This window comes from Emergencia sp., assembly GCF_048465375.1.
GTDB lineage: Bacteria > Bacillota > Clostridia > Peptostreptococcales > Anaerovoracaceae > Senimuribacter.
Genome location: NZ_DBFWLQ010000011.1, coordinates 87275 through 114052 on the forward strand (window position 1 = coordinate 87275; position 26778 = coordinate 114052).

Annotated in this window: 23 protein-coding genes; 5 read left to right on the forward strand and 18 right to left on the reverse strand. The window is 46.2% G+C overall.

What is annotated here, in order from left to right:
- Positions 1-128 precede the first annotated feature (128 nt).
- Complete coding sequence (locus tag ACMQ5W_RS09570) at positions 129-1439, reverse strand: sodium-dependent transporter (protein WP_419024984.1); 1311 nt, start codon at positions 1437-1439, stop codon at positions 129-131.
- A 184-nt stretch (positions 1440-1623) separates the two neighbouring features.
- Here ACMQ5W_RS09570 and ACMQ5W_RS09575 point away from each other — a divergent pair, with 184 nt between their 5' ends.
- The gene (locus ACMQ5W_RS09575; protein ID WP_419024985.1) at positions 1624-2253 is read left to right on the forward strand and encodes a GntR family transcriptional regulator; all 630 of its coding nucleotides are present in this window, start codon (positions 1624-1626) and stop codon (positions 2251-2253) included.
- A gap of 96 nt (positions 2254-2349) precedes the next feature.
- Here ACMQ5W_RS09575 and ACMQ5W_RS09580 read toward each other — a convergent pair whose 3' ends face one another.
- Both ACMQ5W_RS09580 and ACMQ5W_RS09585 read right to left on the reverse strand, forming a co-directional pair.
- Positions 2350-2997, reverse strand: a complete 648-nt coding sequence (locus ACMQ5W_RS09580) for a transglycosylase SLT domain-containing protein (RefSeq protein ID WP_419024986.1) — start codon at positions 2995-2997, stop codon at positions 2350-2352.
- A 322-nt stretch (positions 2998-3319) separates the two neighbouring features.
- The gene (locus tag ACMQ5W_RS09585; RefSeq protein WP_419024987.1) at positions 3320-4030 is read right to left on the reverse strand and encodes a lytic transglycosylase domain-containing protein; all 711 of its coding nucleotides are present in this window, start codon (positions 4028-4030) and stop codon (positions 3320-3322) included.
- Between the two features lie 291 nt (positions 4031-4321).
- Here ACMQ5W_RS09585 and ACMQ5W_RS09590 point away from each other — a divergent pair, with 291 nt between their 5' ends.
- Positions 4322-5197, forward strand: coding sequence for a PhzF family phenazine biosynthesis protein (locus tag ACMQ5W_RS09590; RefSeq protein WP_419024988.1), 876 nt, complete (start codon positions 4322-4324; stop codon positions 5195-5197).
- Between the two features lie 82 nt (positions 5198-5279).
- On the opposite strand, the gene ACMQ5W_RS09595 is transcribed toward ACMQ5W_RS09590, so the two are convergent.
- The 13 genes from ACMQ5W_RS09595 to ACMQ5W_RS09655 all read right to left on the reverse strand — a co-directional run bounded on the left by ACMQ5W_RS09595 (position 5280) and on the right by ACMQ5W_RS09655 (position 19896).
- Positions 5280-7118 carry a S8 family serine peptidase gene (locus ACMQ5W_RS09595; RefSeq protein WP_419024989.1) on the reverse strand — a complete coding sequence of 613 codons (1839 nt, stop codon included), beginning with the start codon at positions 7116-7118 and terminating at the stop codon, positions 5280-5282.
- 15 nt (positions 7119-7133) lie between these two features.
- The gene (locus tag ACMQ5W_RS09600) at positions 7134-8507 is read right to left on the reverse strand and encodes an MATE family efflux transporter (RefSeq protein ID WP_419024990.1); all 1374 of its coding nucleotides are present in this window, start codon (positions 8505-8507) and stop codon (positions 7134-7136) included.
- Positions 8483-9604 (reverse strand): glycosyltransferase family 4 protein, encoded by a 1122-nt coding sequence (locus tag ACMQ5W_RS09605; RefSeq protein ID WP_419024991.1) that lies wholly within the window; start codon positions 9602-9604, stop codon positions 8483-8485. The genes ACMQ5W_RS09600 and ACMQ5W_RS09605 overlap by 25 nt, the downstream gene beginning before the upstream one ends.
- A 28-nt stretch (positions 9605-9632) precedes the next feature.
- The gene (locus ACMQ5W_RS09610) at positions 9633-10118 is read right to left on the reverse strand and encodes a deoxycytidylate deaminase (RefSeq protein ID WP_419024992.1); all 486 of its coding nucleotides are present in this window, start codon (positions 10116-10118) and stop codon (positions 9633-9635) included.
- On the reverse strand, positions 10102-10896 hold the full coding sequence (gene truA, locus ACMQ5W_RS09615) for a tRNA pseudouridine(38-40) synthase TruA (protein WP_419024993.1): 795 nt from the start codon (positions 10894-10896) through the stop codon (positions 10102-10104). The genes ACMQ5W_RS09610 and truA overlap by 17 nt, the downstream gene beginning before the upstream one ends.
- 2 nt (positions 10897-10898) lie before the next feature.
- Positions 10899-11195, reverse strand: a complete 297-nt coding sequence (gene yhbY / locus ACMQ5W_RS09620; protein ID WP_148494368.1) for a ribosome assembly RNA-binding protein YhbY — start codon at positions 11193-11195, stop codon at positions 10899-10901.
- A gap of 147 nt (positions 11196-11342) precedes the next feature.
- Positions 11343-12917, reverse strand: coding sequence for a GGDEF domain-containing protein (locus ACMQ5W_RS09625; protein WP_419024994.1), 1575 nt, complete (start codon positions 12915-12917; stop codon positions 11343-11345).
- A gap of 236 nt (positions 12918-13153) precedes the next feature.
- The gene (locus ACMQ5W_RS09630; protein ID WP_419024995.1) at positions 13154-14548 is read right to left on the reverse strand and encodes an LVIVD repeat-containing protein; all 1395 of its coding nucleotides are present in this window, start codon (positions 14546-14548) and stop codon (positions 13154-13156) included.
- Positions 14549-14766: 218 nt separating this feature from the next.
- Positions 14767-15621, reverse strand: coding sequence for an acetyl-CoA hydrolase (locus tag ACMQ5W_RS09635; RefSeq protein WP_419024996.1), 855 nt, complete (start codon positions 15619-15621; stop codon positions 14767-14769).
- 20 nt (positions 15622-15641) lie between these two features.
- On the reverse strand, positions 15642-16577 hold the full coding sequence (locus tag ACMQ5W_RS09640) for a flavodoxin family protein (protein WP_148494374.1): 936 nt from the start codon (positions 16575-16577) through the stop codon (positions 15642-15644).
- An 82-nt stretch (positions 16578-16659) separates the two neighbouring features.
- A complete protein-coding gene (locus ACMQ5W_RS09645; protein ID WP_419024997.1) occupies positions 16660-17961 on the reverse strand; it encodes an MFS transporter in 1302 nt (433 codons plus the stop codon).
- Positions 17962-18124: 163 nt separating this feature from the next.
- Positions 18125-19033 (reverse strand): LysR family transcriptional regulator, encoded by a 909-nt coding sequence (locus ACMQ5W_RS09650; protein ID WP_148494378.1) that lies wholly within the window; start codon positions 19031-19033, stop codon positions 18125-18127.
- A 155-nt stretch (positions 19034-19188) separates the two neighbouring features.
- Positions 19189-19896, reverse strand: a complete 708-nt coding sequence (locus tag ACMQ5W_RS09655) for a prepilin peptidase (RefSeq protein WP_419024998.1) — start codon at positions 19894-19896, stop codon at positions 19189-19191.
- A gap of 192 nt (positions 19897-20088) precedes the next feature.
- Between ACMQ5W_RS09655 and ACMQ5W_RS09660 the strand changes: the two genes are divergently transcribed.
- Positions 20089-21498 (forward strand): hypothetical protein, encoded by a 1410-nt coding sequence (locus ACMQ5W_RS09660; protein ID WP_419024999.1) that lies wholly within the window; start codon positions 20089-20091, stop codon positions 21496-21498.
- 636 nt (positions 21499-22134) lie between these two features.
- On the opposite strand, the gene ACMQ5W_RS09665 is transcribed toward ACMQ5W_RS09660, so the two are convergent.
- Positions 22135-22731 (reverse strand): hypothetical protein, encoded by a 597-nt coding sequence (locus ACMQ5W_RS09665; RefSeq protein ID WP_419025000.1) that lies wholly within the window; start codon positions 22729-22731, stop codon positions 22135-22137.
- A 35-nt stretch (positions 22732-22766) separates the two neighbouring features.
- On the reverse strand, positions 22767-24311 hold the full coding sequence (locus ACMQ5W_RS09670; protein ID WP_419025001.1) for a M1 family metallopeptidase: 1545 nt from the start codon (positions 24309-24311) through the stop codon (positions 22767-22769).
- 134 nt (positions 24312-24445) lie between these two features.
- Between ACMQ5W_RS09670 and ACMQ5W_RS09675 the strand changes: the two genes are divergently transcribed.
- Positions 24446-25168 (forward strand): LytR/AlgR family response regulator transcription factor, encoded by a 723-nt coding sequence (locus ACMQ5W_RS09675; protein WP_419025002.1) that lies wholly within the window; start codon positions 24446-24448, stop codon positions 25166-25168.
- Positions 25165-26499, forward strand: a complete 1335-nt coding sequence (locus ACMQ5W_RS09680) for a sensor histidine kinase (protein WP_419025003.1) — start codon at positions 25165-25167, stop codon at positions 26497-26499. The genes ACMQ5W_RS09675 and ACMQ5W_RS09680 overlap by 4 nt, the downstream gene beginning before the upstream one ends.
- Positions 26500-26778: the final 279 nt, after the last annotated feature.

Genomic DNA, 26778 nt, shown 5'->3' on the forward strand with positions numbered 1-26778 from the left:
ATAATACACCTAAAATGCGTAACCCTCAAACAAGGGGGGGCTGCAAACACGACAAAAAGCCGCCATGCTGCTGATTCGGTGATCAACAGCATGGCGGCTTTTTAGAAGACTTATAATGAAATTAGAATTTACTGTAAGAAATTTCCCACCAGAATGATAACAATGGCAATCGGGCAGAGATATTTTACTGAGACCTTGAGCCAGATGCGCAGTGCTTTCTTTTCCACGTGAATCGCGTCGAGGAAGTTATCCGCGCCCCAAATCCAGGCTACAAAGATGTCAATTAAAAGGCCGCTGATGACTAACAAGTAATTACCCGTGATGATGTCCACTGTGTCCAGGAATCCCGGAATCAAAATGGAGCAGCTGCCGATGACCACAGCAAAGGCCATAACCAAAGCGACGGCCTTTTTTCTGCTGATGTGGAAAAGATCCATGAAGACAGCAGCAATGGCTTCACCGATACCGATTGCAGATGACAAGGCTGCGAAGTAAAAACCCACATAGAACAGTGTCCCGATAATTCTGCCCCCGGTGATATAGTTGAACACATTAGGCAGCGTAATCATGGTTAAGCCCGTGCCCGCGCCTGGTTCCAGACCAAAGGCAAATACCATCGGAAAGATCATCATGCCCGCCGCCAGACCAGCCGCTACGATAGAGCCGCTGACAATCGTAGCCTGCTTCAGAATATTGGCCTTTTTATCTTTGATGTAACTGCCGAAAATCATAGACCCCAGCATAGCCAGGCCCAAGGCGAAAAATGCCTGGCCAGTAGCAGCTGTTACCGCGTCAAAGGAAAAAGACGAGAGATCTGGTTTGAACATATACGCAAGCCCTTTTGACGATCCCTCCACATTGAGCCCGATGACGATACAGACAACCATGATAACGGCCAATGCGGGAAGCAGAAACTTGTTGACTTTTTCTACGCCTTTCTGCACTCCTCCGCTGACGATAATGGCGATTAACGCCCAGTTAATAATTGCGAATATAAACATGGTTTTCGGATCGCCGGACAGAGCCTCAAAAGACTGCGCGATGCCTTCTGCATCTAATCCTACAAAAAATCCCGTAGCAGTTCTCCATATATAGGCCAGAACCCATACGTAAATCGGCACTGTGTAGCAGAAAATCAACAGCGCCACGACGATATGCAGATAGCTGGCGGTATACCACTTGCTGCCGGGCTTTAGAGTCTTGTACGCTCCAATGGCTGTTTTCTGCGAAACATATCCCATCGAGATTTCTGCAGTTAACAAAGGGATACCGACGAGGACAATGACCAGCACATATGTAAGGATAAACAACGCACCCCCATTGGTTCCACAGACATAAGGGAAACGCCAAAGGCTGCCTACGCCGACGGCAAAACCGATTACCGTGAGCAGGAACCCGAAGAGCGAACTGAATCCCTCATTTTGTTTTTTCTCAGACATGATAACATCCTCCTATTTTGCTTGCGCAAAGTATGCCCACAATAGTATGCATACTTTAAATTGTTATTATCATTTTACACTCTGTGCGAAATTTGTCAAGCTGTTTTCACAATTGTTTGACATTTCTTTCTGATTGTATTAAAATATGTACTGTGCACACTATTTATCAAAGGAGAACGAACCCATGTTACAGTTAAACAAGGTCAGCATGAGGACGCAGGTCTATGAAATAATAAAACAAAAGATTCTGTCTCAAGAATACGATTGGGGAGATCAGATCAGAATTCTGCCCCTCTGCAAGGAACTGGGCGTCAGCAATACGCCGGTGAGAGAAGCACTTTCTCTCTTAGAAATGGAAGGCCTGGTGACCTCTTCCCTCAATTCCAGAGTAAAGGTCGTCGAAATGACTGAGAGCCTGGGCAACGAAATGAATCAGATCTTTCTTGTTCTCATATCAGGCTCCTATCAGCTTTGCGTGGTCAAAAATATTACCAGTAAACTGCGCATCATGTTAGAAAAAGCTTTGGAGAAACAGCAAAAGAGCCTGGATAAAGATATCGCAACTTCCATCCATGCCGCCCTGGCTTTTGATCGCTGTTTTGTCGATGTCATCGGCAATGAAAAGCTATCCAGAGCCTTTGAGGAGCAATACACCCTGCTCTTTCTTCTTGCGCGGTACAACTATCAGAAAGCCGCTCTGAACCGAGAAGACAACATCAAAGAACACGTACAGATCCTCGACGCCATCAGAGCCTGCGAGCACGAACTGGTTCACCAGCTGCTGATTCAGCATTTCGATAAACATGTGGACTAAATAAAGAATTTAAAAGACGTCGGGGAAAGCAAACCTGCCTTCCCCGGCGTCTTTTAAATTCTATTTACATGCTAGTGCCGTAAATATAAGCCTTAATTAAATATAGTTATTTCTCTCAAGATACTTTCTGATCTGTACTCTGGTGTTCAACAGCTTCTTGGCAATCTTTGTAGAATAGTTCCCTGACTTTACCGTTCCTGAACCGTAAGCATACGCAGAAAGCGCTTTGGTATAAGTATTGAATTCGTTTTTCATGGCTCTTAGATATCTAGCTCCTACTTCAATACTCACCTGTGCCTTGTATAGGCTGGAAGGCTTATAACCGTACTGTCTCGCCAGTGCATCGCTGGTCTGCATCAGTCCCTTGTATCCATAAGGACTCCTCGCGTTAGTGTAAAATGTGCTTTCGTTCTGAGCAATAGCCATTAAGACTTTAGCGTCCAAATTGTACTTCTTTCCCTTTGAGATAAAATGACCTGCCATATTCAATGATTTCGTTTTACTTACATTGGGGTTGATTTTTCTAATGTAAGCAGCCAATCCCTTTTTATACTTAGAATTTGTTTTTGTAGATGAGCTCTGTACTTTGACTGTAGTATCCGCCGCTGGTTCCGCATTCTCTGTTGTCGCTGTAGCTTTAGCTTCTGTTGTTTCAATTTGATTCGTGTCTGTAGCATAAATGGAAATTGATGAGCAAGCGATGATGGTAATCGTTAAAAGCGCTGTAACTAGCTTTTTTGCCATTTCTTTCTTCTCCTCTTTTTCTCTATATTTTTATTGTGCGGCAGGGATTTCTTTCCTGCTGCTTTATTTATTATAAACAATGTGCAAGGCTTTTTCTTAAGAAATTCTTATATTTCACAGGCTTTTCACAAAGGTTTTCGATTCTTTGGTGATGCAGTCCATATTTTTCTTTTATTACTTGTTGTTTATCTACAAATGAATACAATTTCCAGCGGTAATTCTTAAGATTTCTTAAGAATTACAAAAAGCAGTCAGCGGCCGGGAAGCTCCCCGGCCGCTGACTGCTTTCTATTAAATGCTCTCAAATTAGTCTAATGATTTTTTATTCAACATATCCGTTCTCTTCAAGGTAGTCTTCCATGGCGGCAGTCCTTGCCATAGCAAGCTCTGCATAACCGGTAGAATAGTTTCCCGAGTGAACGGAACCTGAACCCTGATTGTATGCGGTAAGTGCGAGACTGACGTCTCCAAACTCATCCAGCTTCATGCTGATATACCTCGCACCAACCTTGATGCTCACGGCAGGATTAAATAATTCCTGCGGATCATACCCAGCATTTCTTGCCAGTCCGTCTCCAGTCTGCATGAGACCCTTAAAGTCTTCACAGCTGACTGCATCGCTGTAATAACAGCTTTCGTTCTGAGCGATTGCCATGACAATCTTCTCATCAACTCCATATTTTTCAGCATATTTTACAAAACTCTCTGCCATATCCATCGACTCCTGCTTGCCGACATTGCGGTTCACATGGCGGATGTACGAGGACAGGCCTTCTAAATATTCTTTGTCTTCTAATTTACTTCTGATGGCAGTAGCTTTTACTGCCATGGCAGTTTCCAGTTTTTCTGGTTCTGTCTTTGTGCGGCTTTCTTTTTCCTCTTTTACGCTTTTCGCGTCCTCCTCATTGACTTTCATCAACGGGGTCTTTGGAATAAAAAAATCTCCTTGTGTCTGTTCTGTAGCATAAATAGAAATCGATGAGAACGTTACCATGGTGATCAAGAGCCACACAACAAATAGCTTCTTTGCCATATTCTTGTTTCTCCTCTTTTTCTGTTTTAAATTTGTCACTTGTTTTAAGCGACTCTACTATTATAAGCATCCTAATTGTCGAATACACCCGAAGCCAATAGTTTTCACATTTATTTCACACGGCGTCGCGTAAAATTGTGTTGTATCAATAAATTTCATCGTAATTTGTTGTATCTTTAACACTATTATGTGCAATTTATTTTACTTCTTGCTAAAAAAAAGGTTTTACAATATACTATAGTTATTGAAGTTTGTCGTACGATTATTGAATAAATTAGGAGGGCCAATCATATGAAATTTTTAATTGTCGATGCGTTTACAGAGACAGCTTTCGGCGGAAATCCTGCCGGAGTAGTCGTTCTGTCAGAGGGTGCCGATTTTCCATCCGACGAGGTCATGGTAAAAACCGCCGCAGAACTCCGCTACTCTGAGACCGCATTTATCAAAAAACTAGCTGAAAACGAATTTAAAATCAGATATTTTACGCCTGCAGCAGAAGTGGACCTCTGCGGTCATGCAACCATCGGTTCCTTCTGCGCTTTGATGCATATGGGGATTGTCAGCGAAAATTGTCACTGCATCAACCACACCCTTGCAGGTGATCTGAACATTAACATAAAAGACGGTTTTGTCATGATGGATATGGCTTCTCCAGTGGAAATATCCACAATCGAAGACGAAGCCGCAATCAGAGAGCTTTACGACGTCATGGGTGCCGCTTACAATCCAACAAACATCGAACTCTTGCCAAAGCTGATTTCCACTGGACTGCCCGACATCATGATGCCTTTGGCTTCGCAAGCTGATCTGAACGCCATGGAGCCCGATATGAAGGCTCTGTCAGACCTATCAGCACGCTACAAGGTTACAGGTGTTCACGCCTTCACCCTGGATGCTGAAGACGGTGTGACGGCTCATACGAGAAACTTTGCGCCACTGTATGACATCGACGAAGAAGCGGCAACAGGCACTTCCAACGGCGCGCTTACTTACTACTTCTATCTCAACAATATTGTACAGGCCAAAGACCACTGCAAAATCATCCAGGGAGAGAAAATGGAACGTCCATCTATCATCTTGACGGAAATCAATGCCGAAGGAGAAGACTGCCTGATCAAAGTCGGCGGCAGCGCTGTCATTCTAGCTGAAGGCGAAATCAACATTTAACATAAGCCTCTACGGCTCCATACCTCACTTCAACAAAAAACTGCGAACCATTTTCGGTCCGCAGTTTTTATAATATATGTTCTTATTTCACCACAATCTTGCATTTCGCAGTCAAACCATTTTCAGTCTTTGCAGTAATCGTTGTAATTCCCTTTTTCTTTGCCGTCACCTTTCCAGTGCTGGATACCGTGGCGACAGATTTCTTAGATGAGGTATAAGTCACCTTTCGGCCATAAGTTCCGCTCTTTGACAGCGTCGTCTTCAGTTTGTAAGTTTTCCCTTGTTTGACGGTTTTTTTGATGTAATTCAGCTTGATACTTTTCACAGCATCGGCTGTGCATTCTACCTGATACAGCACGTCGTTTCCAGAGGAATCCACAGCATAAATCGAATAAACCGACGGTACTGCCATGGTCTTTGAACCGGTATTGTCTTCGTCCAGATTCACGTCATAGCCCTTGCCGCCTCTGAAGTAGGCCAGCGTCTTATCGCCCCTTACATATCTTACCTCTGGCGTTTCCCCGCTGTCATCGGTAGCCGTAATGACTAACTTCTGCTTATAAGAGCCTTCGATGTCCACCACGGAAGCCGTAACTACAGGTGCCGTCTCATCTGGTTTGAAGGCATCTGAATCATAGGCGGACAGAGGTTCGTAAGCGTTAAGATAACCGCTGGTCTCCGTTCTCCCCCGCAGGTTCTGCGAATAAGTGGTGTGTTCAATAATCAGCTGACGCATCTGCGCCGCGCTGATTCCATTATAATAGGAATGCAGTAAAGCTGCGACCCCGCTCACATAAGGCGTGGCCATAGACGTACCACTCATGTTTCGATATTTGTCTCCCGGCACGGTGCTGTAAATTTCTGTTCCCGGCGCCGCCAGTTCTACATACCTGCTGCTGTAATTAGAGAGCCGATTCAGCGTTCCGTTGGATTTCATATTGGCTACACAGATAACGTTGTCCAAATCATAGCTGCCAGGATAGACACGCATGTTATCCAGATTCCTCCCATCGTTACCTGCGGCGCAGACGAAGAGCATTTTAGATTTTGCGATAGCAGTGTAGAGGGCCGTATCATTGCCATAAGAACCCATACTCAGATTGCAGATATCTGCACCGTTGTTTTCCGCATACTTGATGGCACGAATCAGGTTAAAAGAAGAACCCTCGCCGTCGTTTCCAGCCAGCACCTTTAGATTCATCAGCTGAACCTTGTCAGTGATGGAGGCGATGCCCGTGATGCCGATGTTGTTGTTGCTGACCGCACCGATGATGCCCGCACAATGGGTGCCGTGTTCATATTCACTGCTCGTAGGCCGCATTGTCACGGATGAACTGGAAGAAAAATCGTAACCGTATGTATCGTCCACATATCCGTTTCCGTCGTCATCCTTGCCGTTGCCAGGAATTTCATCCTTGTTAATCCACACGTTATCCACCAGGTCATTATGTGTAAAGTCAAAACCCGTGTCGATGACTGCCACGACAGTCTTTTTCAGCATCGGTTTTTTAGACTCGATAAAATTCTGCGCCTCTTCAAATCCGATATCCACGCCGCCAGCCGTATTGAGTAGTCCCCACTGCAGATCGTAGTAAGGATCGTTGACGCTGGTAGTCTCGTATACATAGTTGGGTTGGACAGTCAGGTCAGGAAATTGATCGGTCAACATCTGCTGTGCTTTATCCAAATTAGCCGCACTGTCCAATTTGATTAAGGCTGTATGGCTGTCCGCAAGAATGACGTCGACGATATGTCCCTCTTCCTTTACGGCCGATAAATCTCCACTGGACGTAATGATATATTCTTTTTTGATGGTCTCCGGCTGTTCGTCGCCATATGCCGTCACCGGTATTGAAACGGCAATCAGCGTCACAATGGTGACCATCAAAATCACTCTTTTAAAATTTGTTAATCTTTGCATGTAAATATCCCCCTATTAAAGTCCTGTAATTACGTTGTTTACCCACTTTTTTGATATAAAACGTTTTGTCAGAATGACGCACTTGACCACTTCCTCTGCTTTGATCATCAAAACAGCGATAAAAATTGGCACGTGCAGCACCTGAGATGCCAAAAACGCCAGCGGTACAGCCACAATCCATACGCAGCTGCATTCGGCGACCATGGCAAAGCGCGTGTCACCACCGCCGCGCAGAGTTCCGGTGATGTTGATCCCGTTATACAAACTCAAGCCCATGCACAGGCCGTAAATAACTAAAATTCGAAAGGCGTAAGTCTTGCCCAGAACTGTAAGACTGAAAAATCCCACCAGCGGTTTTGCCGCCAAAACTAGCAGAATTCCCACGATAATGCCCAAAACCGTGCCGATTTTCAGCAGCTTCTTCCCCAGAAGATAGGTCTGCTCTCCCTCGCCCTCTCCCAGCTTTTCGCCCACCAAAATCAGCGCTGCATCCCCTACGCTGAAAGCAGCAAAGGAAAAGATGCTGTTGATGGAAGCTGCCGCCTGGTAGGCCGCATAGGCCGTCGTGCCGATTCTGGAAAAAGCGGCTACATACATAGACTGTCCTACGCTCCAAAGCAGTTCATTGAGTGTAGTCGGCATGGAATTCTTGACGATTCTGAGCACCATCTCTTTTTTCCAGCCGAAGAACTCGCTGTAAGATCCGTGAAAGCAGTTGCTCTTCCTGTGGGCGAAGATCAAACTGATCAAAACCTCGAGAAATCTGGCAATAGCTGTCGCCAGTGCAGCCCCCGCTACGCCCATAGCCGGTGCGCCAAATTTGCCGAAGATAAATATGTAATTCAAGCACGTATTGGTGCTGAAAACGACAGTGCTGACAATCAGAGGCACCCTGGTCTGCTGCGTCGCCTTAAAAGCCATTTCCAAAGGCACGGAAACGGCCAGGAAAAAGAAATTGGCCGTACCGATTTTCACATAGGGACGAGCCATTTCTATAATACGCGGATCATTAGAATAGATACCCAAAATTTTGTCCGTGAAAAAAAATCCAGCAGTAAAAAAAATGATTGCAATACAGAGGGCGACGACGATGGAAAAGCCGACGACTTTTCGGATGTTCTTGTAATCCTTCGCTCCATAGAATTGCGCCATAAAAGTCGCTGTCCCACTAGTAAACCCGTAGAGGATCAGATAATGGATAAAATAGATCTGTGATGCGATGCCCACGGCTGCAAGATCAGCTTCTCCTAGAAATCCGACCATCAGATTGTCAATCAAATTCAGCGTTGCAGAAACCACTCCCTGGATGGAGATGGGAACCGCTATCCGGGCCAGCTTCCTATAAAGCTGGCTGTCATCAATCTCTATTCTTCCTTCTCTTCTTGACACCTTGGCTCCTGTTTCTCTTCTTTTCGTTCTTCTTTTGCTATATTGACTGCTTTGATCTGCGGCATCTTGTGGTTAGGATCTGTCAAGAACACATAGAGATAAATTGCCGCAATTGCCACCAGAACAAAGGAATCCTTATATAACTCGCGGCTGATCAGAACTGCCGCCATGCCCATGATGGCGCTGATACCATACAGCATCAGAACCGCTCTCCGCTGCCCGTAACCAGAAGCCATCAGCTTGTGATGCAGATGTCCTTTGTCGGCCTCCATAATCGGCCTTTTGTTGATCAATCTGCGAAAAATGGCAAAAAAGGTATCGAAAATGGGAATCCCCAGGACGATGACTGGCACTACCACGGCGATGACCGTAGAACGTTTTAGGGGTCCGACCACAGAGAGGGCCGCCATCATAAAGCCCAGAAACAGCGAACCGCCATCACCCATAAAAATCTTGGCCGGATAAAAGTTGAACGGCAGAAATCCAATACAGCCGCCTGCCAATGCCAGCATGGCCAGGCAAACCACCATCATTCCGTATTCGTCACCGTGGATGTACGCCACATATGCGATACAGAGGGCGGCAATAGAAGCTGTTCCCGCCGCCAGACCGTCTAAACCGTCAATCAGATTGATGGTGTTAGTGATTCCCACAATCCATAAAATCGTAACGATGAAGCACATCGCCGTACCGAAGTGCAGCGCACCTTCCCCAAAATAATTGCTGATAAATTTAATCTGCAGTCCCATGTAATACATGAGAACCGCCACCAGGAGCTGACCTGCAAACTTGATCTTTGCGTCCAGATTGATCAGGTCGTCCACAATGCCCAATAGATAGATCAAAGTGCCGCCTACGGCGACCGCGATGATTTTTTCGTTATTGCCGGCATAAATCAGGAGGGAGGCGATTGTCCCCAGATAGATGGCTAGTCCGCCAAATCGCGGCATGGCCTTCGTATGCATTCTCCTGCCATCCTTTGGTATATCCATAGCCCCGATTTTGGGCGCCAATTTCATTGCTACCGGCGAAAAAATCAGTGCCAGCACCAGAGATGTAACAAAGGCAGCCAGTAATGTTATCCTAGTAATTTCCATAATCTTCTTTCAACATCTCCTAGTCTGTCTATTTGTTCAGCATGACAATTTTCAGTCCTGCCTCATCCAGAATTTCTACTGAGAGGTCATCTGGATACCCTTCTTTTACTACGATTCTCTTTAATCCTGCGTTAATGATCATCTTTGCACAAATTGCACAAGGCTGATGGGTGATATAGATCGTTCCGTCCTCTATGCTTTGTCCCAGCGTCGCCGCCTGTATGATCGCATTCTGCTCCGCATGAAGGGCTCTGCAGAGTTCATGTCTCTGACCTGAGGGAATTTTCAGTTTCTCTCTCAGGCAGCCGCCTAGTTCAACGCAGTGCTTAAGCCCCCGCGGCGCTCCATTATAGCCAGTGGCGATAATATGCTTGTCCTTGACAATCACCGCCCCCACTTTTCTGCGCAGACAAGTGGATCTCTGTGCGGTCAGCTGTGCCATCTGCATAAAATACTCGTCCCAGCTGGGTCTGTCGTCAACAATCTGAACCATCTCTTCATGCCTCTCTTTCATAAAACTCTCCATAATAAATTTCTACTAGATATAACCCTTCTGGCGGGGCAGTATGTCCCGCTCGTTGTCTTTCCTTACTCATAATGACAGCTGAAATCTCCTGGGGGTTTATTTTCCCCTGTCCGACTTCGACCAGTGTTCCTGCAATAATCCTCACCATGTTGTAGAGGAATCCATCGCCAGTGATTTCGATGACAATATGCCCATCTTCTCTGTGGAAAACATCCAGGCTGAAAACAGTCCTCACCGTAGTCTCTCTGGGATTGCCGCCTGCAGCTTGGAAGCAGGCGAAATCGTGTGTGCCGACGATCAAAGAGGCCGCTTGCCGCATGGCCGCAAGGTCCAGCGGTGTTTTTACCTGGTAACAGTAATTGCGTGCGAAGACATCCATTTCTCGGCTGTTTCTGATGATATAACGGTATTTCTTCCCTCTGGCATCAAAACGGGCATGAAAGGCTGGCGCCATTTCTTTCACCTCGCGGATACACACATCAGAGCATTTGCCTTTGACGTTCATACCGCCACAGAGCAAATTGTTGGCGGCCAGCATGATTCTGTCTGTGGGAATGCCAAACTCCCCTTTAAACGAAGCCCGCTGTCCCAGAGCGTGCACCCCGGCGTCAGTGCGGCTGGTTCCGTTCAACTTGATTGCTTCGCCGCAGACCTTGCTCAGAGCCTGCTCCAACTCGCCTTGCACCGTACGGACGCCTGGCTGTCGCTGCCAGCCGCAGAAGTTGGTGCCGTCATATTCTATTGTCAGCAGAATATTTCTCTCCATCTCTATTTCTTTGGCAGCTCGATCTGCTTATTATCCTTAGATTCTCTGTATAAGACGAATTTTCTGCCGATTGCCTGTACAAATTCGGCCTTCAATTTTTCTGCCATCTCGTTAGCCACATCCTTGGGCTCCAGGTCAGCGCCTTCCTGCAGCTTGACCTTCACAAGTTCGCGACATGTCAGACCAGTGTCAATTTCCTTGACTACATTCTCTGTCAGTCCCTGTTTTCCAATATATACAGTAGGGTCGACCTGCTGTGCAAGCCCCCTCAAATAGCTTCTCTGTTTGCTCGATATCATATTCAAATCCTCTTTCATCTTATTTCTAGTTATAATCCATTATAGTATACCATAAATCACTGTTTTTTTCTCTAAATAATTACTGATTACACAGATTTTTGACATCAGCGCCAAAGAAAAGAGACGGTCTGCAGCCGTCTCTTGTTTTCACTTCTTGTATTTTTGTTTATCCTGATACATGTTCAAATCAGCTTTTTTCTGCAGTTCTTTCAAATCGCTGCAGTCGTCTCCTCTGGCAGAGGCAAAACCAAAAGCCAGTGTAAACGGGTATTTCGTCTTTTGATTGTTCTTTTCTATTTCTGCGCTCAGCTTCTCCTGATAATGCTGACCATCCACATCGTCTCCTTCGATAATCACCAAAAACTCATCACCGCCGATTCGATATACATCGCCCACGTTCTGAAAGATCGTTTTGATGCACCTGGCAGCTTCGACCAGGACCTGATCGCCTGCATTATGTCCATAAGTATCGTTGATTTTCTTGAGGTCGTTGAGATCAAGCAGAACGAGAGATAAATTCCCCCCTTTAACATCTAAGTCGGCCTTATCGTCCAAAAACCGCTCATAGGCGGATCGATTGCCGGTTTTGGTCATGATGTCCATAAAAGCCAGCTTGCTGAGAACACGGTTCTGCTCCCACTCTTCCAGGAAAGCGCCCATTCGTTTGATATTCGCCACAATCAGAAGAAGGACGAAAATGACGATACCCCAGCGGTAATAGAGACTGTTGTTATTGCTGCTGCCAGAAACGTAAAAGTCTGTCAGCGCGACAAGGCCGAAGAGAATTAATACGAGGATGGCAAACAAGATGTCATTTGCAAATCTGGCTTCGCTGCTCCTGGAATCCTTGAGCAAGGCGTAGACAATGCATCCCAATGTAAACACTAAAATGGCGTGGGTTGCCAGCAGCATCTGCGGGAAATCGGCCAAGTTCAACATATAGAGCAGGGTCTGACCAATCATATTGAGAAAGATAGCCATTTCAGCTGTATGAAGACCTTTTTTCCCATACCGGCATAAATCATCGACTAAGTGAATGACGGGAATCGGCATGGCCATAAAGGACCAGAAAGAGAGAACGGTAATGATGAGCGTGTTGCCAAAGAGAAACTGGGGCAATAAAGAGTCTGTAAAAATCCATATGGCGCCGATGAAGGAAACGAATCCTAAGTGAAGAAACAACTTATAATCGTATCTGAATTTCTTTGACTTCTGCACCAGATACAAAACGAACATGGCAAGGGAAAGGAGGGACATCAACAAGGTGCATGCCAGCACTCCAACGTTGGTTTTCGCATAGTAGAATCGAATTTCACTGCCAGAACCCAGTAATATCTCTTCTACTTTAAAGCTGGCAAAATCATACTTTTTCTCTAAGTGGATGGAAAGAGTTTTTCCACTATACTGTCCTTTCAGGGGCACATTGCAAGACAGATTGCCCAGCATGGATCCGAAGGGTGCCGTCATCTCTTCTCCGTAGTCAAAGATTTTCACACCGTCCACGAAAACCTGGCAGCCAGCATATTGATTGGCAAAGGACAAATATTCGCTGCCATCAAGATGCGGGAGCTTTGCCGTCAAAACCAGACGATCAGCCTTCCCTTTTTCAATAAGCGGAAAACTGTCCACTGTGCCCTGCCTGGCCCCGATCTGGTACGTCCAGCCTTTTTCAAAGGTCGGATCCGTCCTCTGTGGGATCTTTTCATTTGGAAAGTCGTTCATCTGCATGACCCCCACAGCGCAAATAACAGCAGATAGTAAGAAAATTGCTATCATCAAATTTTTCAGGCTGCATTTTCTCTTCATAGATTAATCGTACCACGCTTTCTCTCTTTATATATTAAACTTATCATTTAGGCAAGCATATGTCAATTGAACATTCTTTTTCTGTACAAAAAAATCAGTGCCGTGTCTTCAAATAAAGACACATGCCCTGATTTTTCAGAATGAATGGATTGTTACTTGTCTTCTTTCATCTTTAAGATATAAAATCCGTCATCGAGGGCATCGATGATGATGTTTCCTCTATCATCTACGATGCAGTCTTCTGTGGTCGCGTTGCGCGGACCTGGAAATCCAGGGAAATAAGACCCTTCCGGCTCTTTGCCTGGATTTGGCGGAATGAAGTAGGCGATTTCTTTAATATAATATGGATCGCTGACATCGTAAACTCTGAGACCTGCATGGAAGTAGCAGCAGTAGACTCTGTCGCCCCTCTGTTCCAGCCATGGTTTTCCGTCCATCGGCTCGTGAAGGTTATGAGGCCCGAAAGGTCCGGCATTGACTCTCTGCATTACATTAAAGTTCTGATAAGGGAAGTTTTCAGGAACCTCCGGATAAGGGAACTCTGCAATGAGTGTCGGCCGAGTCGGGTCGCTGACGTCGACCATGTGGATGTTGTTCATAGCCTGCGGTTTCAGCACCTTATCCTGCGGAAAGAACTGGAATCGTTCGCCTTCGTTGGTTACAACTACCAAATCTCTTCCCGGCAGCGGCAATGCTGTATGGGTTCTCGCGCCCGCCAGTTCGCTGCTGAAGGCCGGCATAAACCGCAGATTGCCTAAGCACTTAGGGCGAGTCATATCCTCTACATCTAAAACGTAGAGTCCGTCTCCACAGTAACCTAAGTAGGCTTTGCCATCTCTGACAAAAGGAGGCCCGTGCATCCATCCTTTGTCCATGAAGGCCGGCACATGCGGAGCCGTGTGATCCACAGTCCTGCCCGGATAGCCGTCTGCAAATTGTTCTGGCGACCACCAGTTACCCACTTCTACCGGATGGGTTGGATCTGCAATATCGACAATTCTATAGATCATTCCTTCAAAACGATCCGATTCGCAGGAAAGATGTACATATCTGCCTCCGTTATACATGAACCGATGTACACCGATGGAATGGGGTACGCCGCAGTCCCAATAACCCAGGAACTCAGGGTTGAGGGGATCTTTCTTGAGGCTGTAAATCCTGATGCCTACCTCGCACTTCATATCCTTCAGTTCTGACTGATCCACCAGGGCGTCAGGGCCAGAACCTGCGCTCATGGCGCAGATCATCAGATCATCTGCAATCTGCAGCTTTGGCGTGGTCGTCGTCGGATATTCCTGCGGGTCTACCAGCTGAAAATGTTTGATAAATTCCGGATTTTGCGGATCAGTCACATCACTGATCATGACACCGTTCTTAGTGCCGCCGAAGCAGGCGCCGTAAAGATAGTATTTACCCTCTTCTGTCTTATATAAAGCCATCTGGAACATGCCGCATTCGCCATCCAGATTGCAGAAGGACTGGACTTCCAGATTCTTGATGAACCCTTCGTTGCCAGGTCCTTTTGCGTAGAATTTTTCTTCTGCCATATTGTCTCCTTTCTGTCTCAAATAGGCGAAAGACCGGCCGGCGAGGCCAGTCTCTAACCATGAAAAGTCTGTCTATCCTATTTGCTCCCGCAAATTGGGACCAGAACCATTATACGACTCGCTCCTCGCCAATCGAGCTTCTCTTCGCTCGCTCTCTTGGGACGCGAAAGCATAAGGTCTGTCTGCCAATTTGCTCCCGCAAATTGGGACCAGAACCATTATCTCATTGTAACATATCCGTTGTACTGTGTCATGTTGTCTGATCTTGCGATATCTGACAGGAAGATGCTGGAGATACCGTAGGACTGTGTCAGGTACGGGAAGTCCTCTGTTTCGAACCAGGCAGGTCTGCGCACCTTCTTTGCTGCCTTGTCTACCGCGGCTTTCCAGGCACTCGGTCCTTCAAACCACATTTCAACCACTCTGTCAAATTCACAGCCGTTAGCTTCTTTAATGACTTTGCTGGACAAAATTCTCGTCGTCTCTTCGCATTCTACAAAGGCCGGAATGAATTCATCGCGCAGCCACTTGTCTCCGGTGTCCTTGGCATCATCCGGGAATTTGATGACCATCTGCCATCTATAATTCGGTCCATCCTCGATGGTCCTGCCCGCTCCTTTGTAATCTTCCTCCCACCAAACTGGTACGAAAGCAAAGATGAAAGGGACTGTTCCCTTTGACGCGTCGCCTTTGACGGCTCTGGCCTCATCACCCTCTACATTCTCACACTGGAAGTCTTCGTCCGGCAGATTGCCCTGCCATTTTAGCACGTCTGGCGGAAAGTACTCCGTCAAAGCCTTGTGGTGGTCAAACTGCGCGATGTTATTAGGGTTCGCCAGCCAGTAGTGCTCTGTCAGCTGCATTTTGATGGCGCCAAAACGTTCCCCGCCTTCTGGCACAGGCAGCGCCTGGTAAAACGCGTATTTCGATACATAAGGTCCGAACTGGGAAATGCTGTCTGGAATGTGATACTTATACAGCCAGTTCTCCAATTTTACTCTGTAGTCTTCTTTTGCTACATCAACATAAATCAAGCTTCTCATCGGCTCAAAGCCAAGCATGTTCTTCGTCATGATGCACTCATCTCCTATTCTTATTTTGCCGGTTTGCTGGAAGAAATGAAGTCGATATAGGCCTGCTTCTTCTGCTTGAATTCATCGGTCTTCTTCCATTCCATCAGTTTGCCTTCGTTTTCTTTGATATCGTCCACGTGGATGAACTTGCCGGACAGAAGGTCGTGTGCGTGATGTTCTGTCTCTGGATCAAAGTGGAAAGATACCTTTCCGTCTGTAACCTTGATTTCGCCCTCTAATCCGCAAGCGCAGCAGACAGCTTTTGTCGCGTCGTCATTGAGGTAGAAGTTTCTGCAGTGGCAGTGCGGGCAGATTCCAGGATCGCCGATCCACTTCGCGTTTTCGATGTCTTTTGCAGCATTGGCAAGGTCTGCGCCGATCTGATGACTTCTCTTCACCTTCTCATCTTCCATGACGATACATTTTGACCAAGGGAACACTTCTGTGTCCACAACAGTCCACGCTGGAGTCAGCGCCTGGTTGAAGAAGTCACATTGGATTCTCGTTGACCAGTCAGATCCGCCGATGCCGATGTAGGAAACGACTTTTTCTTTCAGCATTCTCTGATCAGGCATGGTTCCGCCGCTCTCTTCCGCAATCTTGCTGCCGACGATGATCATCGCCTTGTCGTTTCTAGGTCCCATTCTGTCTGTAATCGTTCTGAACAGTCCGGATGCACCTTTCTCAAAGATTGGAATCGCCCAAACGATACCGTCTGCATCCATCATCTTATCTCTCAGCCATTCAAAATCGTCTTTGACCGGACAGGCTCCGCCTTTACCGCTCATCAGACTCATGACACAGGCTGTACAGCCTGTGCAGTGCTCGATATGTAATTCGTTCAGGTTGATAAACTCAACTTCAGCGCCTGCTTCCTTTGCGCCCATGAGAGCTTCTTTACACATAGCGTCGTTGTTGCCGTTTTTGCTTCCGCCAGAAATTCCTAAAATCTTCATTTTTAAAACTCCTCTTTCTATTTTCCTAAAATATTATACTTTATTACTTATCAAAAGGCTAATGCCAAATCAGTTATATTGACTATGCTGCTTTGTTGACGTCGTCCTCGGTTCTTCCAAGGTAAGTGTCTGGTGTGACCATCATGACGATCAGCGCCAGTGCTGCCAATCCTCCCAGCACGCCGTAAGCGATGACGTAGGAGAAAGTCTGACCCAGGATGCCTGTGATAGCAACGCCACAAGCGCCTACTAAAGCTACCATCGGTTTCAGCACCTTGTATGCCATCGGGAAGTCGTAACGGCCCCAGATAGTGTTTGCCAGGGATACCAGGTAGTTGGACGCGCCGCCCAGCATCATTGCCAGGAACGGCAGGGACAGGTACTGTGTCGGCTTCGTCGGGATCAGGTTCAGCACGATAGCGACGATGGCGATGGCCTGTGTGATCAAGATGGCTTTCTTTGATCCCACGTGAGCGTCAAGCTGTCCGCAGAGGTAGCTTCCGAAGCAAGCCAGGATGCCTGCGATACCTAACATCTTAAAGATTTCAGGATCTTCATAGCCTGCCTGCAAAAATCTTGGTCTGAAATTTGTCATGATTCCCAGAGATAACAGTTCTAATACCCCTAGGGAGAATGCCATTTTCCATACGGTGGCAGTTTTGAATAGTTTACCTGGCTTCCACGGGGATATCTTCATATATTCCAGACCTTTTGCCAGCTCTCTGTCCGCCTCCTCTTTGGAGTAGGACTTGTCGTTGTCAGGATAAGCGCCCGCCTGCTCTGGATAGTCTCTGATGAAAGCGAATGCGATGACAGCGAAGACTGCCGCAATGATGGCATATACGGTGTAGACTCTCTCCAGTCCCCCAGATTCCACTATACCGCCTACCAAAGGTGTGGTGATAGATGCAGAAAGTGGGAATCCGATGGTGACCCATCCCATGGCGATGCCCTTCTTCTTAGGGAACCAGTTGGAGATGACGTTCATGTTGGCGATGTAGCAGAAGGCCATGCCGCAGACGGTGGAGACTGCCAGGCAGATGAAGTAGATGGTGCTGCTCTGTGCGCTGCCCCAGAAGAAGCAGGCTGCTGCTGTGACTGCCAAGGAGATGCCCCATGCGAATCGAATGTTAGTTTTGTTTGAGACAAATCCCCAGAAGGCCGCGCCCAATACTGAGATTGCTGAACAAATAGATGAGAATGCGTATAGTGAGTTGGTGCTCCATCCTCTGGTTTTGGCAAAAGCTTCAATAACGACGTTCAGCGAGTCATTGATCAGTGAACTCTGCAACAGGATACATAAGAATGAAAAGATGATGACGAACCAGCCCTTAGAGCCAAAATTGCTCTTGCTGGCTTTTACGGTAGTAGTTTGGTTACTCATAAATAATTCCTCCGATACTTAAGTTTGGTTTGTGTAAATCACTTTCAAATAAGTCCGTTAATTTTCTGTCAATTACAAGATACCAAATAATTCGCCTGCCGTAAAATAGCAAAAATTTATACGCCCATAACCAGAGGTTATGGGCACAATGTAATACGTCTGACTATTCTGTTTTGTTTTTTTGGTAGATTTCTTCATACATATTGTGATAGAAAGTGATGATCGGATTGAGATTATCCTTTTTCCAGGCAGCCACCAATCTGACCTTTCCCAGTTCTTCACTTCTATAATATTTGACGTTGGGGCTTCTGGTCACCATGGTGTCTTCCCTGGCAATGCTGATTCCCCGTCCCATCTCCGCCATCATGTTCATGTGATTCAGATCCACCGCTTGGATCTCTTGAGGCACAAACCCTTCCAGCATGCATAATTCCCTAAAATGATCGTAAATCGCAAAGGTTTCTTTTTCGTCCGGGAAAATAATCCTCTGTTTTTCCAAATCCCGAATTTTGATGGTGCGCTTACGCGTCAGAGGATGTCCCTTCGGGATTAAAAAGCCCAGTGGCGTCTCAGCCACTTCCTCATAAAGAACGCCTTTCACCAACTGCGCTTCTTCCTCATACGTCACTACCATATCCGCTGTGCCATCCTCCAGCCAGCCGCGCAAGTCTCGAAAGCCGCCTGTCAGCTTCTCAATTTCAATCTTCGGGTAACTATCATCGATATGGTTTAGGACTTCCCGCGTGATTTCATTGAAAATCTGACCGAAGAGCAAACCGATGGTCAGATGTCCCTCCTGACCCGATTCTGCCCGGCGGGCTTTGTCGATAACGCCATCTAAAATCTCTTCCATCTTCTGAAATTCACAGAGCATCACTGCTCCCGCCGGCGTCAGTTTCACCTTGCTGCGCTTAGTATCGCGGAAAAAAAGCTTCATGCCGCACTCTTCTTCCAAAGCAGCGATGTTTTTGGACAGCGCTGGCTGTGAAATATACAGTTTCTCCGCCGCTCTCGTGAAGTTCAGGCATTTTGCTGCTTCCATAAAGCACTGAGATTTCATATCTATAAACATACTGTCACCTCTCCGCTATCTCTGAAAAAAGGAATCCGTCAATTTGGCACAAATCCTGTATTTTTAATACCTGAGCGCCGGATTTTCACACTGTTAAACCAACTTCAACAGTACAGCCATACTTTATATGTAATAAAGCAGCCTCTGCCAAACATCTAAAGCAGCAGCACGTCGAAGCTTCCCCACAGAAACACCAGATAAACGCCCGCCGCGCCTGAGATATAGGGAACCATCGCTATGGTATCGCTGCGTTTGATTTTTTTACGAGCCAAAAGCCAGATCAAATGGGCTGCGCTGAGCAATGTCGTCATCACGAAGATGACCAAAATGCCGCTGGTTCCCGCAATCAGACCCAGACTGGCAAAAAGCTTGATGTCTCCGCCGCCCAAGGTCTCCCGCTTGTAAGCCATCTTGCCCAGAATGGCGACAAACCCCATGATGCCAAAGCCCAAAGCGCCGCCGATCAGACAGTCCAGCCAGCTGCCGTGAAAAGGAATAAACCCTAACGCAGTCAAAGCCAGGAGAATAATTAACTGATCCGGTACGATACGGTATTTCTGATCTGCAATGGCCATTTCCAGCAACAGCCAAAGTGCGCAGATTCCTGCTACAGCGAACTGCCAGTCATCTATGACCATTTTAATCCCCAATACGACAAAAAGCATAGTAAAAATAAATTTCCACGGGTAGCTTTTCACTCTCTGCGTATAAGGGTCGAGCAATTCCTGCGATGGTTTTTCCCCATAGTCACAAAGCCACGCAGCTGGCATCTTATTAAAAAAGTACACAGCGCCGTTGCCGGCAAAAATTCCCACCAGAATTGCCGACAGGCACTTGATTCCAATTAGCAATGCATCTGTCATCTCTAAACCCTTCCTCTTATAGCTCCTTTTGTTATCACCATTATGCTACCATATTTTTACATGTTATACAACCGGAATATACAAAAAATAAACAAATGTACAAGTTTTCAATCTGTCACGGGGGTTGTAACCCCCTCCTATTGCTATATAATTGACCATAGTGTTGAAAAATAACTACAATGGGAGGACGGAATGGATTTTATTCACTTTGACTACATGAGTCTGCTATTTAACCCCTTTGTGCTGATGTTCGTCACCATCGCTTTGGGTCTGCTATTCGGTAAAATCAAGTTTGGCAAGTTTAGCTTTGGTGCATCGGGCGCTTTATTTGTAGGTCTGGTCATCGGCTGGATAGTTTACAAATACGCCAACGGCGTCTATGAATCGGGCGACGAAAGTGCAGCTGGTTTTGCCGCAGCGGCCACCATTTTCTCTGGAAACGGCGGCAAACTGATTCACACCAACTTCTTTTCTACTTCTTTGATTTTCTTTGTAGCGGCAGTAGGCTTGCTGGCAGCAAAGGATTTGGGCATCGTCCTCAGAAAATATGGTGCCAAGTTCGTCATACTAGGTCTGGTAATCACTTTAGTCGGTGCCGGTGCCACTTACGGCGCGACAGCCATCGTCAAAGGAACCAACGCCTATGCGGTATCCGGCGTCTACACCGGCGCTTTGACCAGTTCTCCAGGTCTCGCTTCTGCACTGGAAACGTCAGAAAAGCATGCAGAAGATGTGGCTTCAGACTATGAGACTTTGTCTGTGGAAGAAAAAGCTGCCGTCATCGACGTCATCAATATCAGCGACGATTATAATCTGAAGGCCTCTGAAGTCAAAACTCTGGATGAAGGTATGACAGCTGCCTATGCATCCAATGCCGCCGGGCAGGTGGGCATGGGGTACGCCGTCGGTTACCCTTTTGGTGTCATCGTCGTTATCTTAGCAGTCAACTTTCTAAATGTCATCTTCCGTTTTGATGTGGAGGAGGAAAAGCGAAGGTACGCCCTGGAAATGGCGCAAGCGAAAAAAGACGTCAAGGTCAAGGAGATTCCAACGACGCCTTTCAATATTCTGTCCTTCGCCATCGTATGTTTTGTCGGTTATTTATTAGGAAACCTGAATATCTATATGGGACCTCTGGGTTATGTCAGCCTGGAATCCACCGGCGGCGTTCTTATCGCCTCTCTGGCTCTCGGATACATCGGCAAAATCGGTCCCCTTTCTTTTAGGATGGATCCGAAAACTCTGGCCACGGTCAGAGAACTGGGGCTGGTTTTCTTCCTGGCCATCGTAGGCCTCAACTACGGTTACGGCGCAATCACCGCCTTAGCTGGTGCAGGCCTGACCCTCGCCATCGTATCTATTATTGTCGGGCTGCTGGCAATTCTGGTCGGATTCCTCCTGGGACGCTACGTATTTAAACTCAATTGGGTAATGCTCTGCGGTGCGATCTGCGGGGGCATGACCTCCACTCCAGGACTGGGTGCTGCCACTGACGCACTGGGCAGCGATGATCCCGGCGCAGGCTACGGCGCAACTTATCCGTTCGCCTTGTTCGGTATGATCATCTTTACCATTATCATGTTCAAATTGCCGATATTGTAATGGTCCTGCCCCAAATCTTTGATTTGACTTGACAGATCTTATGCTTTAGCTTCCCGCGAGCCGTTAGACGCTAGTCATATAATAGAGTTGCCTCAATTTATCTTGCAAATACAAACACATCTTAAGAATGTTTCCATTCAAAAGATGTGTTTTTTGTTGGGTCTTTCGTTTCAGCAAAAACCGCGAAGGCAGTTCACTATACCCCGTCCAGGTATGTCACAAGGTGTGGATCACAAAAATGCCATATTTCACTATTTTTTTGCGAGTTCTGGCGAATTTTTGCATCTATTCCATGGTTACAGACACCTACGTACCGCAATACGCTCAGCTCAGCAGGAAAAATCATCAAAATTCATATAGTTCATTCTTATTATATGCGTTACCTGGCTATTTTTTTATGAATTTTTGCCTATTTGAGAACCAATATACCCCTGATCTCTTTTAACATCTGCCATATTTCTTTATTTTTTTGAGTTTTATGGCAGATTTGATAATCTGGGGCAGTTCATACTGATTGCAAAGTGCTGTTCAACCTTTTTAGAGGAATCGCCTGCAAAAGAAACGGCAGATTAAAATGTCACTAGTACTCTGATGATTTCCAGAATCAAAGCCGCATAGTTGCAGATGCAGACCTTCTCAATGGCTGCTTTCTTCCATCACATCTGCCAGACGATTGACGAAAACCGCTGCCTCTTCGTCCAGGTTCGGCAATAGTTTGCGTGCCAGCGCCTCGATTTCAAGTAGCTCAGCCTTCTCCTGATGATTCGACGTAGCATTAATCGCATAGTTTCTGTAAAGGTGGATATAGCGATTGACCAGGCATTTCCAAAATCGTTTTTCCTTTGCGGTGTGCACCGTCTGGTCATAATCACTGTGCATATACAAGGCGGTGATAAAGCTATGGGCGTAACACAATTTAGCAGTAATTTCTATATCTGCCTCCTGCCCCTTGTCCAATTCTGCAAAGTGATCCAGGGCATACTGCAGGCAGTCAGTGACCTCTTCAACGCATTGCGCCCTGTCTTCCGGGTTTTTCTCAAGCTTGCGGAAAGTCTCCAGGGCATCTCCATCTGCCTTCTCCTGCATCTTCCACTCAGCTTTCACACGCCGGTTATAATATTCGTCGTCCAGAATTTCTTTCTTTTCTATGTCATAGCCGATGGTAATGCGCACGATGACCAAAACCAATACTGCAATCAGCGCCACCATGGAAAAAATAATTTGTTTCTTCATCCAATCCGTCTCCTTCTGACTATAGGATACCGCCTTTAGCTGGAGGTTTCAATGTATTTGTCTATTACCTTCTGGGTTTTAGCAGAATCATCATACTTCCTGATGATTTTTAAGAAGTCCTCTCCCTTAGCGATTTTAAGACAATAAGTCTTATAGTAATCCTGCATGGCTTCATAAAAGTTCTCCTCGCCCATAGATTTTTTCAATTCGTAGAGGAACAGCGCTCCATCCTGATAAACAGTCCATGAGTAATCGTCAGGTTCCTTGTATTCATCATAAGCTTTGTTGATTGGAAACTGATCCTCATCCGCATATTTCAGATGTTCCTCGACATCTTTTTCAGTTTCGTAAAAGATAAGCGGACTGCCGTAATACTCAAACCGTTTCTCATCTGATGCCATGGCGTTCTTCAAGCTGTCTGGCCGTGAGAGTCCGAAAACCATGCTTTCGCAGAATTCGGCAAAGCTTTCATCCAGCCACGGTTCCTCAAACTGATCGTTTCCCACTGCCCCGTAGAACCACTGGTGCGCGGTTTCATGAGCGACCAAAAGGCATAGTTCGCTGTAGCCTCCATTTTTATCAAGCTGAGACACGATGTCTTCTGCCGGAGCGATATCCGGCAGACCAACCAGAATCAATCCCGGATATTCCATTCCTCCTTCGTCAAAACACTGAACCATATCCAGTTCCTCGTAAGGATATTTACCGAACCTTTCCGTAAACAGCTTTACTGCATCCTTCGCCGCCTCCATGGCATAGTCGTTATATCTCCCAGCTCCGTCGTACTGCAAGGTATAATGATTGATTTTCACGCCTTCTGCCGTTTCTGTTTTCACATCCATGTTATTGGAAGCCGTAATGACCATATCCCGCATGTTTTCTGCCGTAATCGTCGTAATCCCGTCCTCCGTCTTCTCTTCACCGCTGGCAGCGATTATAAAGTCTTTTTCTGTTTCCAGTCGCACCCGGTAGTCAGTGACGTTGTTGCAGGTGGATTCTGCGCCAGAAATGTATGGCGGTGTCTTCCATTTTCCGGCCTCATACATTGCAAGCTGCGGAAAGCAGAAAGACAATAGGTAGTTCTGCCGCTTTCCCGCCTGATAATAACCGAATCGATCTCTGACCTTCGGTATGTCGGTCAGGTAATCCACCTTTAGAGAGATGGACTGGCCCGGTTTCAGTTTCTTATCCTGAAGCTTTACATAAATCACGGAAGGGTCTCTCGCAACAGAAGATTCCATCTGGTTACCGTTCACAGTTACGCTGTGGATTTCACTGTTTCCCTTTTTCTCTTCTTTCAGAATGGACGCAGCATAATTGCGGATGCAGATGTCGGGAATCGTCTCTTTCGTATGGTTAGTCAAATCTATGATTACAGTTCCCGACAAGGTCTTTTTCTCCGTATCTAATTTTAAATCCATAGTATACTTGTCCACATCAACACCTGTCCCCTTTTGGCTGACGGTGTGACTTTCTCCCTCGCTGCTTTTTGCTGTGTTATCACCGCTGCAGCCAGCTATAGCCATTGTAAACAGACAGGCAGAGATTACCAACAGCAGAATTTTTCGATTCCTATTCATTTTAAACACCCCTTTCTTTCTCTTATTTTACCTCATAACTGCGGTCTCTGCCTTTTGATGTTGTAAACAGCAAAGTTAAATGTAGTAAATCGGTAAAAAATATGATAAGATACCCCTATAAAAGGAGAACTGTGATGCTGAATATCGCCATTTGTGACGACGTCAGAGCGATCTGTCACTTTATTGAAAATACGCTGATTCAATACACGCAAGAAAACAAAATACGCGCAGAGATTGAAGTCTTCTATGACGGCACTGATCTTTACGATTTTATCTGCCGGGAACACGGCTTTGACCTGATCTATCTGGATATCGAAATGCCTTCCCTCAGCGGCATAGAACTGAGTCGGAACATCCGCAGCGTCCTCTGCGACAGCGATACCGAGATTGTCTTTGTATCGGGAACGACGCAATACGACCGACAGCTTTTCGATGTGCAGCCCCTCCACTTCATCGCAAAACCAATTGATCCGCAGCTGGTCATCAAGGATTTGGAGCTTGCAAGAAAGAGATGCGGCGATTTGGAGAAAACCCATATCTTTCAGATTGGAAGAGACACCTTCCGAATTCCCTACAATCAGATTCTCTACTTCGAGAGCCGCAATCGTAAAATCACTGTCGTTACAGAAACGAACCGCTTTACCTATTACGGCCAGCTGCAGAAAATCATTCCCTCCCTGCCCATTCAATTTTGTCGGATTCACAAATCCTACATCATCAACCTGCGCCGGGTCATGGAGTTTCACGCAGCTGCCGTCACGATGTCAGACGGTGCGGTTTTGTCCATCGGAGAGACTTATAAGCAAAGTTTCAAAGAGCACAAAAAAAGGCAATTACTTGAGGAGGAAGATGTATGATATATCTCTATCTGCTTGCATCTGCTCTGACAGACGGATTTCTGACCTATCTAATTTATCGGTATTACCATCTGCTGTATCCCGTTGCGAAGCTGAGCAAAAGGTTCGAACTCTCTGCTTATGTTTTGTTTTGGTGCGTCTCCACCCTTCTGCCCCTCCTTCACGTCAATTACTACGTCGGTTGGGGCCTTAAGCTGCTGCTCTGCCTTGGTCTGACTTTTATCTACCAATCAAAAACTGCCCGCAGAGTTTTATCCACAATCCTTCTAATTACGGTAATGCTGGCAGTAGAATATTTTTTGATCCGCCTATCCGGACGAATCCATCTGGGACTGTTCACGCCGCCAAGGTTCAACGCCACCTTTGGCCTGATTCTCTATGCCGTCATTCTCTGGCTGTTGTTTCTGCCCATTTCATTCTTAACAGAATACCGACAAAATCACCAGACTGCCTGGATTCGCTGGATTTCCAGCCTGATGACGCCAATTTCCATTTTGCTGCTGGTGGGTTTCTCCCTGCTAGTGGATATCAACGTCCTTTCGCGAGGTTCTAAGCTTCAGAATATTCCCCTATTTGCTGAGGTAAACGGCTTGGATCTCACCTTTTATATCGGTTCAGCGATTCTTCTCCTTCTGAATGTAATTTTGTTCTTCCTCTACGACCGCTCTACCCGTGTTTCGCGTCTGCAGATGGAAAACAACATGATTGTGCAGCAGAACGACTCCTACCAAAAACAGCTTGAGATACTGCAAAATTCTGGTGCTGCAGTCAAAAGCACTCGTCACGACATGAAAAATCATCTAACCGTTATTCAGGGGTTGATTCAAAAGGGACGTCACGAAGAGGTTCATGACTATATGGAAAGAATTCTAGCAAATCTCAATTCCAGTGATGAAATATCTGCAAGCGGCTATCCCGTCATCGATAGCCTGATCAATTACAAGTTTTTCCACGTTGGGGACGAAGGAATCTCCTTTAATTACCAGATTCAGATTCCCGCTGACCTTCATTTTGATGCTTACAACCTGACTTTAGTCCTGGGAAACCTGATTGACAACGCCCTGGAAGCAGTTAGAAAAGAGGGCTGCTCTAACAAAGAAATTCATTTATCCATCGCCTACAAACAGGGTTGTCTGATCATTAAAATAAAAAACACCTATGACGGCATCGTCAAAACCGTCGGCGACCGTCTTGCGACCACCAAGTCAAACCCAGGTGTTCACGGCCTGGGACTGCGCAACGTGGAGGACATCGTCCAAAAAAGCGGCGGCATCTTTGACGTCAAATACGATGAAGAGTGGTTTTCTGTTTCTGTAGCTTTTAATGGATAATGAATACAGCCTCTAAAAAGGCTGTATTTATTCGTATTCACTTTCCCTGCTCAAACGCCTATTAATATCATAAGCGCTGTATAGGACATTGGTTACGATTACTTTTTCATCTCAGATAACGTAAAATATGGAATAGTTATCCATATTGTCACCTTCCTATTTATTATATCGTAACGCAAACTACGTTACAGTTCAACAGTATCTCCATTTATTTCCCATGTATAATTTTCTCTGTCTCACTCATATTAATACTATCTTTATTTACAAGCGAGGACACAA

Bases quoted from the DNA above. Each gene is read 5' to 3' on its own strand.
- ACMQ5W_RS09570 (WP_419024984.1), bottom strand. From the start codon at position 1,439: ATGTCTGAGAAAAAACAAAATGAGGGATTCAGTTCGCTCTTCGGGTTC.
- ACMQ5W_RS09575 (WP_419024985.1), top strand. From the start codon at position 1,624: ATGTTACAGTTAAACAAGGTCAGCATGAGGACGCAGGTCTATGAAATA.
- ACMQ5W_RS09580 (WP_419024986.1), bottom strand. From the start codon at position 2,997: ATGGCAAAAAAGCTAGTTACAGCGCTTTTAACGATTACCATCATCGCT.
- ACMQ5W_RS09585 (WP_419024987.1), bottom strand. From the start codon at position 4,030: ATGGCAAAGAAGCTATTTGTTGTGTGGCTCTTGATCACCATGGTAACG.
- ACMQ5W_RS09590 (WP_419024988.1), top strand. From the start codon at position 4,322: ATGAAATTTTTAATTGTCGATGCGTTTACAGAGACAGCTTTCGGCGGA.
- ACMQ5W_RS09595 (WP_419024989.1), bottom strand. From the start codon at position 7,118: ATGCAAAGATTAACAAATTTTAAAAGAGTGATTTTGATGGTCACCATT.
- ACMQ5W_RS09605 (WP_419024991.1), bottom strand. From the start codon at position 9,604: ATGGAAATTACTAGGATAACATTACTGGCTGCCTTTGTTACATCTCTG.
- ACMQ5W_RS09610 (WP_419024992.1), bottom strand. From the start codon at position 10,118: ATGAAAGAGAGGCATGAAGAGATGGTTCAGATTGTTGACGACAGACCC.
- truA (WP_419024993.1), bottom strand. From the start codon at position 10,896: ATGGAGAGAAATATTCTGCTGACAATAGAATATGACGGCACCAACTTC.
- yhbY (WP_148494368.1), bottom strand. From the start codon at position 11,195: ATGATATCGAGCAAACAGAGAAGCTATTTGAGGGGGCTTGCACAGCAG.
- ACMQ5W_RS09625 (WP_419024994.1), bottom strand. From the start codon at position 12,917: ATGAACGACTTTCCAAATGAAAAGATCCCACAGAGGACGGATCCGACC.
- ACMQ5W_RS09630 (WP_419024995.1), bottom strand. From the start codon at position 14,548: ATGGCAGAAGAAAAATTCTACGCAAAAGGACCTGGCAACGAAGGGTTC.
- ACMQ5W_RS09635 (WP_419024996.1), bottom strand. From the start codon at position 15,621: ATGACGAAGAACATGCTTGGCTTTGAGCCGATGAGAAGCTTGATTTAT.
- ACMQ5W_RS09640 (WP_148494374.1), bottom strand. From the start codon at position 16,577: ATGAAGATTTTAGGAATTTCTGGCGGAAGCAAAAACGGCAACAACGAC.
- ACMQ5W_RS09645 (WP_419024997.1), bottom strand. From the start codon at position 17,961: ATGAGTAACCAAACTACTACCGTAAAAGCCAGCAAGAGCAATTTTGGC.
- ACMQ5W_RS09650 (WP_148494378.1), bottom strand. From the start codon at position 19,033: ATGTTTATAGATATGAAATCTCAGTGCTTTATGGAAGCAGCAAAATGC.
- ACMQ5W_RS09655 (WP_419024998.1), bottom strand. From the start codon at position 19,896: ATGACAGATGCATTGCTAATTGGAATCAAGTGCCTGTCGGCAATTCTG.
- ACMQ5W_RS09660 (WP_419024999.1), top strand. From the start codon at position 20,089: ATGGATTTTATTCACTTTGACTACATGAGTCTGCTATTTAACCCCTTT.
- ACMQ5W_RS09665 (WP_419025000.1), bottom strand. From the start codon at position 22,731: ATGAAGAAACAAATTATTTTTTCCATGGTGGCGCTGATTGCAGTATTG.
- ACMQ5W_RS09670 (WP_419025001.1), bottom strand. From the start codon at position 24,311: ATGAATAGGAATCGAAAAATTCTGCTGTTGGTAATCTCTGCCTGTCTG.
- ACMQ5W_RS09675 (WP_419025002.1), top strand. From the start codon at position 24,446: ATGCTGAATATCGCCATTTGTGACGACGTCAGAGCGATCTGTCACTTT.
- ACMQ5W_RS09680 (WP_419025003.1), top strand. From the start codon at position 25,165: ATGATATATCTCTATCTGCTTGCATCTGCTCTGACAGACGGATTTCTG.